We start from the raw sequence: 13,831 nt of genomic DNA on the forward strand, positions 1-13,831 counted from the left end.
GCGCACGCTGGTTCCACCAACGCACACGGCTGAACCGGGACTACGCCCTGGTCAGCTAGCAATTGGCGGCTGCCGTACTAGGACTGCCGAAACCCAGGGTGCTTCTCGATTCCTGATCGAATCGGCGGCCAGCCGAGGCGTTTGCGGCGCTCTTCACTGAGGGATCGTCCGGATCTGCCGCTGATGAGGCGCGGCGTCCGTGAGCGCGCCCAGTTGGTCGCGGCGCCGTGCGAGCAAGGTCACGCTCAGCGGACGGCTCCGCCGTGGGCTCGGCAGGTGTCCCGGACGTGCCAGAAGTCGCGCAGGTAGTCGTCGTGCATGCCGCGTCCCATGATCCGCAGCAGGGTCTCGTCGGCCTGCCGAAGGGCCGAGACGGCGTAGTTGTGACTGCCGGTGAAGACCCGTGGCACGATGTCGTCGTCGTAGGCGCCGTCGATCAGCATGTACTTGTTGTGGGTGCGGATGTCCAGCCCGGGGCCGACGTTGAAGTTGCACCTGGTGAGCTGGATGGTGCTGCCCAGCGCGTCGAGTACCGCGGTGTTCGCCTCGGTGTAGACGACGTCGACCCAGCAGCCGGCGTTGCGCAGCGCGGTGAGGCGCTTGGCCACCTCGGGTCGGGTGAACGAGTACATGTTGACCCGGATATCGGTTTGCCGACGGGTGCCCGCGTCGTCGTAGCTGCACGAGGTCACCGCGTTCAGGATGCTGACCACGGTGTCGGTGGCGGGGTCGGAGACCGGCTGGCCGGACCGTTCCCGGCGGGGGAAGAAGTGCGCCTTGTAGGTGCTGCCGGTCGGCGTCACCCAGTAGTAGTCGTTGTCGCCGGTGGAGCTGTACCGGTGGGAGCGCAGGTCCGCGAAGTACGTCCGGTAAGCGTTGTACGTGGTGACGTCGCTGAACGTCACCCCGTTGTTGTACGCCTCGTTCGCGTCCCACCACGTCAGGTTCGCCGAGCCTTGGAAGACGACGTTGGACACGATCGCCCCGGTGTCGAGCACGACCTTCGAGGCGGTCAGGAACTTGTTGTGGTTGTACGCGGTGACCGTTGAGTCGGTGTAGTTGATCGCCCGGGTGCCGATGCAGCCGCGGTCCTGGCTGGGAAACCGGTCCGCGCAGTGCACGATGTACGAGCCGGCGGTGTCGGTTGAGCCGAGGACCGGTTGCAGCCGTTGGGACGGGCGCCCGGTCGCCGAGGACTGGTCGAGGATGATCTTCACCCGGACGCCCCGTTGGTGCGCCCGGATGAGGCGACCGGGGATGTCCGGGGTGGTGGCCGAGTCCGTCACATCCGAGAATGAGAAGTGGAACCACGACATCTGGATCTCCTCGCCCGCTGGGACCCGGTCGATGATCCGGGCCAGCTGCATGACGATTGCGTTCTGCTCGCCTACCGAGCCGAGCGGCCGGCTGAACACTGGTTTGTTCAGCACCGGGTCGGGCTCGGCGGCGCTGGCCGGCGCGGGGAGCAGAGCGGGGACGCCGCTGGCGGCGAGGACGGTCATGAAGACCAATGCCGAACGGGTCGCGAGTCGTGGCATAAATTTACGAGTCTGCATGTATGGATGCTCTCACCGGTGTCGGCCGGCGGGCTACCCCTCGACGTGCCGGGTCGGGAAGGGGCCACGACCGGCCCGCGGCCTGCACGCTGTGCCCATTGCCGCTTCCCGGGCGCGGGTGCGCGGGAGGGTTCTTTGGGTGCAGGGTCCCTTGGGCGGCCTTTCAGCTGAGCTGTTCGGCCAGCCCGACGATGATGCCCTCCGGGCCGCGGACGTAGCAGAGCCGATAGATGTCCTCGTACTGCGCCACCTCGCCGACGAGTTCGGCGCCGTGGGTGCGCAGGCGGGCAACAACGTCATCGATGTCGTCCACAGCGAACATGATGCGACGGATGCCCAGCGTGTTAGCCGGTGCATCCTTCGGCTCGGCGCTGATCGCCCTCGGCGTGTGGAACATCGCCAGCTCGATTCGGCCGTGGCCGTCCGGGGTCCGCAGCATTGCGACGTCCTGCCGGACGTCGTCGATCCCGATGACACGCTCCACCCAACGTCCCTCGATTGGCGCCTTGCCCTCCAGCTCCATGCCGAGTTCAACGAAGAACGAAATAGCAGCGTCAAGGTTGTCGACAACGATGAGGACGTTGTCCATCCGCTGGATCGTCATTCTGGGTCTCCTTGATGTGGTACGGCCACGGTGGCCGCATCCGCCCCTGAGACGGAGCCGCCCGGCCGTCTTCGACATCCTTTGCACCATCTTCTCCGGGAACCTCTTGACGCGGCCGCGACCTGGCCGCGCATCTGCTCTGGCTCCTCAAGCAGCGCGCCGGGTCCGGCTCGCACATACGCACCGGTCGACGCCTAGACCATCCACGCCCCAAGCGAACATCGCCAGCAGGTGGGCGTTTGCGGCGGCTACGGGGGTCGCGTCACCCTTGCCGGCCTCAGCCGTCTTGACTACTGCCCACCCTGACGGCACGGCTGGACATGCCGTGGCGGCGCTTCGCCGACGCAACAGCGAGTCGAAGTGACCGTGGCATCAGTCGTTGACATCGACGGCAGCGGTCGAGCCCCACGACTGTGATCGGTTGTCGACTCGGGCCGGAACGCAGTGGACGTTACTCGGCACTACGACTTCCGCTGAAAGCGGCTTCTGAGCGAGGGGTCAGTCACGGCTGGCCGGTCCGCGTACCCTTCCCGGCATGGACGTTGATGGTCTTCCGCGTGCGGAGTTCGCGTTTCCGGGGCCGCTGCGGGACAAGTTGGTGGCGGCGATCCTTTCCGGCGCGAAAACTTCGACGTCAGCCCTGCTGGCCGGATACGAGCGCGCGAACGAGCCGCTGCCTGAGGTTGGCCAGCGATCGGCGGTGGTGGACTCCGATGATCGGCGGGTCGCGGTGATCGAGCTGACCGAGGTGCGGGTGGTCCGGCTCGCCGATGTCGACCTGCAACACGCCATCGACGAGGGCGAGGGGGATGAGTCGGTGGCGCAGTGGCGCGTCGGGCACGAGACGTTCTGGCACAGCGCGGAAGTGCGCGCGGAGCTGGGCGATCCAGGTTTCACCGTCGACGACGACACCCTGGTGCTGGCCCAGCGTTTCCGCCTGGTGCACACCGTCTGAGCCTCGCTCACGGCCTTCCGCCTCGCATCACCGACATCGCGAGACAACCGGCAGTCGGCTGGGGCTGGCGGCGGAACGAACTGCCGACAGCGACGCTGAGGGCAACGACGCCGGACACGACATGCTGACGGGCGCTGGGACGGACCCGGCTCCGAGCCTGCGACCGTTCGCGGACAGGTCCCGACGCGGTACCCAGAGCTTGAAAGCGAGGGGTCAAGGCGATTGGAGCCAGGGGCCCTCGGCGGTAGGTCTACGCCAGGTTCCTCAGGCTTCAGCCTGCCTCTCTGGTCGCGCCGGTGCTGTCCGGAGTCCACCGGAAGCTTGACGAAGCCTCGAGAATCCGCTCAGTCGAGCACCGTCTCGCCACCCGGGTAGGCGAATGACGAACGCGGCGAGTAGAAGCCCCACACGACCTCCAGCGGCTCGGCGGGACGTAGGGCGTAGACCGGGTGGTCGGGTTCCAGGAACTCCAGTGACTCCACCTCGAAGGGGTCGACCGGGGCCGCCACGAAGGGATAGTTCCCGCTGACCAGCTTGCCGTTCAGTTCGGTGAGGTAGCGGAGTTGTCCCCGGTTCACCGTGTCGCCGGTGCGGCCGACGCGGGCCGTCGTCCTGATCACCGGTACGCCGTCCGCCTCGGTGGTGGCGACCAACCGGTGACCCCTCACCTCGATGCTGGTGGTTCCCGCGGTGGCGGGCACGCCTCGGGCGGCGGCGTACTCGCGGACCACCGGGCTGGAGTTGAAGTAGTGCGTCCACCAGCGACCAGGGGTGACCCCGTCGGGGGCGTCGACGCCGGACAGGTCGGGTCCGAGATAGGTGAGCGAGTAGGCGCCGAAGCCGGAGGTCTGTCCCGGGTCGTCGACGACGTACTGGTTCATGAAGACCTGGCGGTTCGGCGTCGGCTTGAGCCCTTCGGGCACCAGGGCGGCCACGGCCTCGGGGTCGGCCGGTGTCCAGCCGAAGTAGATCATCCTGCTGTCGACGACGAGCTGCGGAGCGACGAGTTCGGTCACGAGGGCTCCTTCCGCTTAGCCTGGATCTGTAGCCGCGACGCTACGGAGGGCTCCAGTCGGAGGCAACGACGGATTGACGACATGCGACCGGTGCCGCCGCCAGGTCCGAGGCTCGCTGCGACAGCGGGAGGGTCGGGATTCCTTGCCCCGTCCGGGATGGCGGGAGCCGGTGTCGCCTTGTAGAGCGGTGCGTCGAACGCGGTCGTGGGATTCATCCTTTTCGAGGCGTCGGAGGCCGCCGGGCTGCCGGGACGGTCGATCTGGGAGGCTGGCAGGGAGATGCGGCGGCAGGGACGGAGACGTGCACGTGGCGGGCTGGAGCGCGATGGCGGGAATGCACGATTTCGTCGTGCCGGATGAGGCAGCCGCACAGGCGTCCGCTGAGGAACTCGTGGCGTACGGCTTCCCGCGCGTCCTCGCCCGGCCGCACCCGGACGGCGGCTGGCTGGTGATGGCGCTCGACGAGGGCCCCTATCCGGTCGACACCGTGGGCCACCGGCAGATCGAGGCGGTGAGCCGCGAAGCGGCGGCGATCGCGCGGGCGCACGGCGGGAGGCCCAGTGGTGGCAGCCGGTTCGACGTCAGCCGGATCGCCGAGCATCGCACCTGGACCGCGCCGATCGAGGTGATCGGCACCAAGGCGCGTCCACCGGTCCCGGAAGTCACCGTCGTCCCGGCGCCGCCCCTGGAACCCTTGGCGCTCCCGCCAGACACCTCCGCGCCCGGGACGGTGGAGCTGACCGGACTCGACGACGTGCCGTGGGCCGATCTGAAGCACGCGCACGGCTGCGCCGACGACGTGCCCGACCTGCTGCGCGAGCTGGCGGGCGGGACGCAGGAATGGGACGGCGTCCTCGACGAGCTGTTCGGCGACAACCTGCTGCACCAGGGCGACTGCTACGAGGCAACGGCCCCGGCGCTGCCGTTCCTGACTGACCTGATCGTCGCGGACGTGGTGCCGGCGCGGCAGCGTCGCGATCTCTACCTGTGGCTGATGGTTGCCGGTGGCCGCCGCAATGACAACCTGGTCGGGTTCGCCGAGCTCGCCCGAGACGAGGGGGAGCCGCTCCAGCCGGGCGCCTGGACGGAGGAGGTCTTCCGGACCGTCGGCGACCAGGTTCCGGTGCTGCTGGACCGGTGGGACGCCGAGCCGCAGGGCATCCGGTTCGTGCTCGCCGTCCTCGCAGCGCAACATCCCGGCTGCGGAGTGCGGGCCGCCGACCGGATCTCCGCCCTGGCCGCCGAACTCGACGGGACGCAGCAAGGTGCGTACCTGCGGCTCGCCCTGGAGCTCGTGCACGGCCGCAACGAGGGGGCGCTTGCACTCGCGACGGAGATCGTCGGCTGGGCCGATCGGCTCGAGCCGGAGTGGCTGGAGGCTCCCGGTGTGCCCGACGAGATCAAGGCGGCGCACGTGCTCGCCGAAGGCGCGCTCCACATCATCGAGTAGTCGCATCACTCGCCGCCGAGACGACAATCCTGGTCACCGGCTGCGCCCGGCCCCGCTGGGCGTCTCCGCGTCTACCGGGCCTGCGGCCTCCCCTCATCTCCAGTCTGCTTGACCTGGCCGGCGGCTTCCTGCAGCTGGGTGCCGAAGCGGTCAGCCAGGCGATGCTTGTCGTCGCCGGACGGCCTGGTGCCTGGGAAGGGCGATGCTCCTGCTACGAGTGACCTTGCCGGTCAGCTCCGATGGCAGCTACGGGCGGGTGTCGACTGGGAGGGCCGCCGGTGGGGGGACGACGTCGCGCGGCGGTGGCGGCGTGGGGCGGGCCCGGGCGCGGATCAGGTGGTGCAGCACCATCAGGGGAGCCACGCCAGCCGGGTACCAGGCCAGGTCGACGGGGTCGAACTGCACACCCAGCGCCAGCCTCGCCGCCACGCTCCGCGCCGACAGCTCGGCCGGCACCCCGGTCAGCTGCGCGCACTCCACTACCCAGCAGAACACGGTGGCGACCGTCCCGGCCGGCACCGGCGCCATCCGCGGCCACAGGAACAGCACCCCGGCCCAGACCATCGACGCGTACAGCGCGGTGCCCGAGTACTGCCGCAGTGCCCCGTCGTCAACGACGCGGATCAGCAGTGCGAGGCCCAGGAACAACAGCGCGGCCACCGGCATGAGCAGCCGCACCGTACGGGCCGTGATCGACATTCTCCCGATGGTAGCCACCCCACGGTACGGGTCCAGCGCGATGCCGGTCCGCTACGACTTCGGCGAAGGCCACGACCTGCTCGGCCGGCGGATGCGGGACGTGCGGCCGAAGCGGTGGCGCCGCTACGCGCTGACGCGCGGCGGCCGCGGACTGCTGATCGACCAGACCGGGCAGCTGTCGGTGGCGGGCTGGTCGGACCGGGTCGACCACGTCATCGACGTCAGCGAGGAATGGACGCCCCCGCCGTGCTGCTGCGGCCGGACGGCCACGTGGCGTGGGCCGGTGACGACCAGCAGGACCTGTTCACCCCAGCTACCACGGCGGTTCGGCGCCGCCCACCGAAGCGGCGGCGGCAGGATCCGACGATGTCGGACGGGTGGGCGGTGCCGGGCGACGAGGGTGGGGTCGCCCGGCACCGCCGGCCGTGGACGGCGACCGGAGCAACGCTGTCCACGGTGCCGGTCGGGCCCGCACCGCCGCGGTGACGCGGCCGGCCCGTCCGACGGGTGAGGTCAGGGCAGCACCTTCCAGGCCCGGGTGATGGTCTGGTCGATGCGGTTGCCGGCGCGGTCGGTGGCGATGACCCGGACGGTGGCGAACCGCGCGTCCGCCGGCGCCGCCGGCATGGTCGCCGTCACCTTTCCGGTGCCTCGGGCGGGCGCCTTCCGCCAGTGGGCGCCGTCGTCGTACGACACCCACACCGTGACCTCGAACCGGCCGGGCCCGGTCGCGCCCGGCTGGTAGCCCGGGGTGAGCGACAGCGGGTACGGCTGATCCGCGCGGACCGCGTTGGACAGGTCGGTCCGGATGTCGTAGTGGAGCTGCGGCAGCGCGAGCACCTGCGGCTTCTCGCCCCTGGGCCGCCCGGAGCGGAACGTCCACGTGGTGGAGGTCGCGGTCGAGGTGGTCCACCAGACCCGTTCCGGGAACCGGTCGCGAGTGACGTCCAGGGTCAGGCGGTAGGTCCGGTTGCCCGGGCCGACCGTGAACTGCTGCGACGACCCAGTGGTGGTGCCGACGAGTTGGTCGCCGCAGCGCAGCGTCAACCGGGCCCGGTCGGAGCCGCCGTCGATCCAGCCGTACGCCGTGACGGCGCCGTCGGCGTACTGCGGCACGGCAACCCGGATGGTGTCGTGCCACCGGTTGACCGGTGTCCCGTACGGGTAGTTAGGCGCACCCGCCGGGACGGCGGGCCGGGTCAGGGCCGGGAACCACACCTCCCGCGTCCGCTCACCGGGCCGGTACGCCCGCAGCGGACCGTACATGGTGCCCTGGGTCCCCTGCCGGTTCTCGCCCTCGGCCGTGGCCTGAGCGCGCCAGAGCACCCCGCCGGTGTTGACGTGGTCGGTACGCCGCTGCCCAGCGGTCAGCGACCGGTTGAAGCCGAACGCGACGGTCACCCCGTCCGGGTAGCCGGCCCTCGAGTCCAGCGCGCGCATCTCCGGCGCGTGCTGGTGGAACTCGCTGTCCACGGTGGCCAGCGCCAGCTCCTTCGCGGTGTAGTGCAGGTCGGCCGGGATCCGGTCCGACTCGGCCAGCAGCAGGTCGTAGTGGTAGGGGCTGTGCGGCGCGCCGGTCAGGTTGACCGTCACCGTCCCGGCCGCCAACCGCTCGCGCAGCCGCTGGGCGTCGGCGTACTCGACCTGGTAGGCCGGTACCGGTGAACCGTGGCCGCTCGGGTAGATCTTCCCGGGCCCGTCGGGGGCGAAGAGCACCACCACGGCACCGGCCGCGGCCGCGGCCCGCAGCTGCTCCGCGACCGCCTCGTCGCCGACGTACCGCAGCAGCAGCGCCGCGCCGCGGGCGGCGCCCAGCCCGGCCGGCCGGCCGTCGCCGCCGTCGACCAGCGGCAGCGTGCGGGTGCCGTCGAGCACCGGCGCGTACTCCAGCGGCAGCGGGCGGGTCAGGCGGAAACCGCCGGCGCCGGTCACCTCGGCGGTCAGCTCGGGGGCGCGCAGGTCCCACCGGCTGAAGAACTGGAATGTGCCGGTGGCGACCGGCCGGGTTGGTACCGCGTAGACCCGCCGGACGTTCCACGGGTTGAACGCCCAGCCGGACAGGTTCGACCGGCTCCCGGCGGTGCGCTGCCACGAGATGGCGCCGCGGCCGATCACGGTCGGGTCCGCGACGTCCATGCGGATCTCGTTGCCGGCGCGCGCGTCGAGGTGCACGGTGCGGTCCGCGTCGACGAGCAGCTCCGGGTCGCCGGCCACGGTGACGTCCTTCTCGGTGCCGCTGGCGTCCAGGCTGTGCACGAGCGCCATCAGCGAGTACCGGCCGGCGGGCAGCTCCACGGTCGCCCGGCCGTCGGCGAAGAAGCCGTAGTACTGCGCGCCCGTGTCCAGGTTCCACAGCTCCGCCCGGTCGGGGAATCCGGTGGCCGGGCGACCGTCGCGGTTGGTCGCCGCGATGGTGAGGGTGTGCGCCGGCGGCGTCACGCTGAGGCCGACCGGGGTCCGCAGCCGTAGTCCGGCAGCGGTCGCGGTGAGCACCCCGGCGTACTGGTTCGGCCTGGTGGCCGCGGTGTCCAGACGTACGGTTGCCGTCGCCCGCCCACCGGCGGCGATGGTCAGCCGGGCCGGCGTGACGGTCAGCGCGGCAGCCCGGCCGGTGGCGCCGGTGTCGGTGGCGGCCACGGCCAGGTCGAGGGTGACGGGATTTCGGCCGGTGTTGCGGTACACCACGTCGGCGCTGCGCGGGTCGGACCCGGCCGGGACCTGCCCGAGTACGACGTTGGCGGTGTCGACCTGGACGGTCTGGCCCAGCGCCGCCGGGACGTCCATCCGGCCGACGCCCTGCGCCCAGACCGGCGCCGTGCCGACCGGCTCGGCGTTGCTGACCAGCGCGGCCTTGAGCTGTTCGGGCCGCCAGTCGGGATGGGCCTGGGCGAGCAGCGCGGCCGCGCCGGCCACGTGCGGTGCCGCCATGGAGGTGCCGGACATCGCGGTGTAGGACTGGTCGACGAGCTGGCCGAGCGAGGTGCCCGCTGCCCGGGCCGCCACGATCCCGACACCCGGTGCGGTGATCTCGGGCTTGACCGCGCCGTCGTCGAGGCGCGGGCCCTGGCTGGAGAAGTCCGCGAGGGCGTCCTGCTTGGACACCGCGCCCACGGTCAGTGCGGCGGTGGCGATGCCGGGCGTGCCGACGGTCTGCGGCCCGGGGCCGGAGTTGCCGGCGCTGACCACGAAGAGCGTGTCCGAGCTGGCGCTCAGCGCGTCGACGGCCTCGCTGACCGGGTCCGGGCCGCCGTACGACGGCGCGCCGAGGCTGAGGTTGACCACCCGGGCGCCCTGGCGTACCGCCCACTCCATGCCGGCGATGATCCAGGAGAGGTCGCCGGAGCCGGAGTCGTCGAGGACCTTGCCGACCAGCAGCCGGGCGCCCGGGGCCACGCCCCTGCCACCGGCGCGGCCGGCCTTTCCGCTACCGGCGACGGTCGCGGCGACGTGCGTGCCGTGCCCGAACCGGTCGACCGCCGCACCGCCCTCGGTGGTGAAGTCGGCGGTGGCGGCCACCCGGCCGGCGAGGTCGGGGTGGGTGGGGTCGTAGCCGCTGTCGAGCACCGCCACGGTGACGCCCCGCCCGTCGTATCCGGCCTGCCACGCGGACGGCGCGCCGATCTGGGGCACGCTGTCGACCAGGTCGGCGCGGACCCGCCGGTCCAGCCAGACCCTTCGTTCGCCGGCGGCGAGGGTACGCGGCCCGGTGGTCAGCGCCGTCCAGAGTGCCCGCGCCTGCGTCTTGCGGCCGGTGACCGCGACCGCGCCGATGCTGGGCAGTACCCGGGTCCGGGTGGCGCCGGGCGGGGTGTCCGGAACCGCTGCCCGGGCGCCGGCGGTGGCGGGCACCCCGGCCACGAGCAGCGGAAGGGTCGAGCTGGCCGCGTCGTGGTAGCCCTCGGCGACGAGGTCCGTGACGTTGAACAGCGCCTCGTCCAGCAGGCCGGCGGATACGTACCGTACCGCCTCGTCCGGCACCACGTAGACGTCACCGTCGCGGTGGGACAGTCGGAAGCCGTGCCGGGCGGGTCTGCCCCGGTCGTCGATGGTCGCCTCCTGCCGGCCGTCGGCGAACCGGGTGAGCCGGACGACATCACCGTTGATCAGCGTGACGGTGTAGACCGAGCCGGGGGCAGTGGTTGGCGCATCTGCGTCAGCGGCGAAGGCCGTCGCGGCTGATGACGCCGCGGCGACCACGGTGACCGCGGCCATCGCCGCGGCGAGCACTTTGCGTAACGAGCTGAACACGAGGCCCCTTCGACGTGCCGGCCGTACGGCAGGCAGCGTCACACCTCGTCAGCGGGCCGGTAAAGGATCTAGAGTCAGCGCAGCTGTGACATGGCCCAGATGCGCCAGGGAGGACGATCGTGCTTGGACCGGCGGGGCTGAGCGCGGCGGAGGAGGCGGCCTACCTCGCACTGGTCCGCCAGGGCGGTGCGACGCTGACACAGCTGACCACCCGGACCGGACTCACCCCCGCCCAGGTGCGCCGCGCGGTGCTCTCCCTGCAACGCAAGGGCTTCGTGCACCACACCCCGGCCCCCGAGGAGCGGGTTGTTCCGGTCCCCCCGGAGCTGGCGGTGGAACAGCAGGTCCGCCGCCGCCAGGAGGAGCTGGAGGGCGTACGGGCGGCCGCCCACCGCCTCGCGCAGGAGGCGCGCAGCCGGGCCAGCAATCGGCGTACCGAGGAGCTGATCGAGATCGTGTCCGGCCGGGCGGCGGTCGCGCAGGCCTTCGACCGGTTGCAACGTACCGCCCGTCAGCAGATGCGGGTGCTGGTCGCGCCGCCGTACGCGGTGCCGAAGGACGTCAACCGGCAGCAGCTCGAACGACAGGCCGCCGGGATCACCTACCGGGCGGTGTACGACGTGGATGCCCTGACCGACCCCGGCTTCGTGGCGAGCGTCGTCGTCCATGTCCAGGAGGGCGAGCAAGCGCGACTGGCGCACGGCCTACCGACCAAGCTCGCCGTCGCCGATCGGGAGCTGGCCCTGCTGCCGCTGGCGTGGACGCAGGCGGCGCACGACGCGGCGTTGCTGGTGCACCCGTGTGGCCTGCTCGACGCGTTGATCGCGCTCTTCGAGACCGTCTGGAACCAGGCCACGCCCCTGTCCGTGGCCGACTCCGCCGACCTCGCCGCCGCCGCGGCGGTCTCCGCCGCCGACCGGCACCTGCTGTCCCTGCTCGTCGCCGGCCTGACCGACGAGGCGGTCAGCGCGCGGCTGGGCGTGAGCCGCCGCACGGTGGTCCGCCGGGTGCAGCACCTCATGGAGCTGACCAACTCGCGGTCGCGGATGCAGCTGGGGTGGCAGGCCCGCGACCGCGGCTGGCTTTGACTCGCCGTCTTCTATGGACGCTCGGCGGCACGTCGTGCGCAACGCACTCCAGCTGGCGGTGGCCGCGGCCGCCCTGGTGACGGTCGCGGTCGCGCGGATGCATCCGCTCGCGGTGGCCGGTGTGCTGGTCGGCGTGGCAGCCGGATCGCTCGGTGCGCTGATCCTGATCCGCCTGGACGATCTGCTGGAGCTGGTCCTGCCCACGCCCTCGGCCTCGCTGGCCCCGGCCCGCTGCCGACGCCAGCGATCCTTGGTCGCCGCAGCTGCACACCTGGGTCGGTCAGCGGCGGGCGACGCTGGCGTTCTTCGGCGCGGCGAGCAGTGACGACCCCAGGGGCGTGCGCTGGTACAGGACCCGGCGTCCGCGCCGGTTGCGGTCCACGAGCCCGGCGGCCAGGAGAACCCGCAGGTGATACGACACGGTGGGCTCGGTCCAGTGCAGTTCCCGGCTGAGCTCTCCGGTCGACCTCGGCTCGGTCAGGGCGGTGAGCAGCGCCGCCCGGGTGCCGCCGATCAGGTCCGCCACGGCACGTGACGGGTCGTCGCGGCGCCGCACCCACAACCGGGCGATGTCGTCGGCTCGGTACACCAGCATCGGCGTCAGCGGGCGCTCGGCCGCGACCTGCACCGGGCCGACATGCGCGGTGGTCGGTACCAGCAGCAGCCCGTCGTGCGCCCAGTCGATGGTGCCGTCGTATCGCCGATCGAGCGAGATGCCGGATTCCTGCCAGGACAGCCCGGGCCCCAGCGATTCGAGCATCGCCACCGCACCGCGGGCGGCCGACAGGTCGCCGCGGCGTCGGATGTCCGCGTCCAGCACGCCGCGGACCGCTGGCCAGTCCTCCCGCACGGCGACGTCGAAGAAGGTCCCGATCGCCTCGGCGGCCACGGCCGCCACCACCCGGGGCCCACGCCTCACCAGGTCGTCCAGCACCGCCGGGGCAGGCCGTCGCCACTGCTCGTACTCGGTGCGGGTGGCGAACATTCCCGCGACGTCGCTGCGGACCGTCCGGCCGCGTAGCCCGATGTCGAGATGGTGGTCGACCACCTCGGGGGCCGTGCTCGCGATCTGTTCGACCATCGCCTCGACAGATGTCCCGCGCGTCGGCACCGGGCTCAGGAAGTCCGGGCTGTAGCCGTGGTCGATCGGCACGAGCGCTTCGAGGACCTCCCGGAGTCGCCTGGGCATCCGCTCCTTGGCGCGCAGGTACCAGATGCGGGCATGGGGCGCCGGGTGGTGCTCGCGCAGCCGTACGGTGTCGATCACCTCGTGCACCGGGGAGGCCGCGAACCTCGACCGGCCCAAAGTGTCAGCGGTCATCGCAATGCGCAGCACCACGCGGCCAGTCTGCCTCAGTGGCGGGCCGGCGTGCGGCGTCGAGAGCCACGTCCCGCGGCCGGGCGTGAACCGCCGTCGCGGGCGGGCACCACCCGTGACAATTACAGGGACCTCGAATCAATGGCCCCGTGCCTCACTCTGACCCAAGCTCGACGAGGCGGGCCGAGGAGTCCAGCGCCAGCGACAGTCTCTGGCAGGTCCGACGTCTCCGATATCCCTCAGAGGAGGAATTATGAGCACCACCGAGCGGCGAGGCCCGGTGAAGGCCGCCATCACGGTGTCACTGGACGGCTACGTCACCGGTCCCGACGATCGCGAGGGCCAGGGGCTCGGCGTCGGCGGCGAGCGGCTCCACTACTGGGTGATGGGCGGCCCGTGGACCTACGAGACGGAGCGCGAACCCGGCGCCGGCATGACCGACGCGGACCGTGCCTACTACGACGCGCTGCTCGAGGGAACGAGCGCCGGCCTGTGTGGCCGGGGCATGTACGACAGCGCCGGCGCCTGGGGCGGCCGGAATCCGTTCGGCGGCACCATGGTCGTGCTCACCCACCGCACCGCGGACCAGCCCGACCCGAGCACCGGTTTCATCATGGTCGACGGGTTCGAGGAGGCGCTGGCGGAGGCCCGTCGGGCGGCTGGTGACGGCGGCGTCGCCATCGGCGGGGGCGCCCACATCATCCGCCAGGCGCTCGGGGCGGGGGTGGTCGACGAACTCGGCATCACCACCGCGCCGGTCGTCCTCGGCAGCGGGAAGCGGCTCTTCGAGGGCTTCGACCGCGACATCGACCTCAAGATCCTTTCGGTCCACAACTCGCCGTATGCCGTCCACGTGCGGTACGGCGTCGTGCGCTGATCCCATACGTCGCGAAGGGA

At 71.6% G+C, this 13,831-nt stretch carries 12 protein-coding genes; 6 read left to right on the plus strand and 6 right to left on the minus strand.

All coding sequences use genetic code 11. From position 1 onward, the window contains the following. Positions 1-245: 245 nt before the first annotated feature. Positions 246-1,538: a phospholipase D-like domain-containing protein gene (locus tag ACVCAH_RS16200; RefSeq protein ID WP_447136959.1), complete on the minus strand. Its 1,293-nt coding sequence runs from the start codon at positions 1,536-1,538 to the stop codon at positions 246-248. Positions 1,539-1,719: 181 nt separating this feature from the next. Next, positions 1,720-2,160 carry a VOC family protein gene (locus tag ACVCAH_RS16205; protein ID WP_447136960.1) on the minus strand — a complete coding sequence of 147 codons (441 nt, stop codon included), beginning with the start codon at positions 2,158-2,160 and terminating at the stop codon, positions 1,720-1,722. 535 nt (positions 2,161-2,695) lie between these two features. Between ACVCAH_RS16205 and ACVCAH_RS16210 the strand changes: the two genes are divergently transcribed. Continuing rightward, a complete protein-coding gene (locus tag ACVCAH_RS16210) occupies positions 2,696-3,115 on the plus strand; it encodes an ASCH domain-containing protein (RefSeq protein ID WP_447136961.1) in 420 nt (139 codons plus the stop codon). A gap of 344 nt (positions 3,116-3,459) precedes the next feature. Here ACVCAH_RS16210 and ACVCAH_RS16215 read toward each other — a convergent pair whose 3' ends face one another. After that, positions 3,460-4,131: a hypothetical protein gene (locus ACVCAH_RS16215; RefSeq protein WP_447136962.1), complete on the minus strand. Its 672-nt coding sequence runs from the start codon at positions 4,129-4,131 to the stop codon at positions 3,460-3,462. Positions 4,132-4,480: 349 nt separating this feature from the next. Between ACVCAH_RS16215 and ACVCAH_RS16220 the strand changes: the two genes are divergently transcribed. Then, entirely contained in the window at positions 4,481-5,581 is a 1,101-nt protein-coding gene (locus ACVCAH_RS16220) for a hypothetical protein (RefSeq protein WP_447136963.1), read from the plus strand. A 246-nt stretch (positions 5,582-5,827) separates the two neighbouring features. On the opposite strand, the gene ACVCAH_RS16225 is transcribed toward ACVCAH_RS16220, so the two are convergent. Then, complete coding sequence (locus tag ACVCAH_RS16225; protein WP_447136964.1) at positions 5,828-6,280, minus strand: ribosomal maturation YjgA family protein; 453 nt, start codon at positions 6,278-6,280, stop codon at positions 5,828-5,830. A 231-nt stretch (positions 6,281-6,511) separates the two neighbouring features. Here ACVCAH_RS16225 and ACVCAH_RS16230 point away from each other — a divergent pair, with 231 nt between their 5' ends. Then, a complete protein-coding gene (locus tag ACVCAH_RS16230; protein WP_447136965.1) occupies positions 6,512-6,766 on the plus strand; it encodes an aromatic-ring hydroxylase C-terminal domain-containing protein in 255 nt (84 codons plus the stop codon). 27 nt (positions 6,767-6,793) lie between these two features. Here the strand turns inward: ACVCAH_RS16230 and ACVCAH_RS16235 are convergent, their stop codons facing one another. After that, positions 6,794-10,528 carry a S8 family serine peptidase gene (locus tag ACVCAH_RS16235; protein ID WP_447136966.1) on the minus strand — a complete coding sequence of 1,245 codons (3,735 nt, stop codon included), beginning with the start codon at positions 10,526-10,528 and terminating at the stop codon, positions 6,794-6,796. Positions 10,529-10,647: 119 nt separating this feature from the next. On the opposite strand from ACVCAH_RS16235, the gene ACVCAH_RS16240 reads away from it, so the two are divergent. Further along, complete coding sequence (locus tag ACVCAH_RS16240; protein WP_447136967.1) at positions 10,648-11,616, plus strand: TrmB family transcriptional regulator; 969 nt, start codon at positions 10,648-10,650, stop codon at positions 11,614-11,616. A gap of 13 nt (positions 11,617-11,629) precedes the next feature. After that, positions 11,630-11,941, plus strand: a complete 312-nt coding sequence (locus ACVCAH_RS16245; RefSeq protein WP_447136968.1) for a hypothetical protein — start codon at positions 11,630-11,632, stop codon at positions 11,939-11,941. Here the strand turns inward: ACVCAH_RS16245 and ACVCAH_RS16250 are convergent. Continuing rightward, on the minus strand, positions 11,897-12,955 hold the full coding sequence (locus tag ACVCAH_RS16250; protein ID WP_447136969.1) for an ArsR/SmtB family transcription factor: 1,059 nt from the start codon (positions 12,953-12,955) through the stop codon (positions 11,897-11,899). The genes ACVCAH_RS16245 and ACVCAH_RS16250 overlap by 45 nt on opposite strands. 232 nt (positions 12,956-13,187) lie before the next feature. On the opposite strand from ACVCAH_RS16250, the gene ACVCAH_RS16255 reads away from it, so the two are divergent. Further along, positions 13,188-13,811, plus strand: coding sequence for a dihydrofolate reductase family protein (locus ACVCAH_RS16255; RefSeq protein ID WP_447136970.1), 624 nt, complete (start codon positions 13,188-13,190; stop codon positions 13,809-13,811). Positions 13,812-13,831 lie beyond the last annotated feature (20 nt).

The sequence above is a fragment of the Micromonospora sp. LZ34 genome (assembly GCF_052981855.1).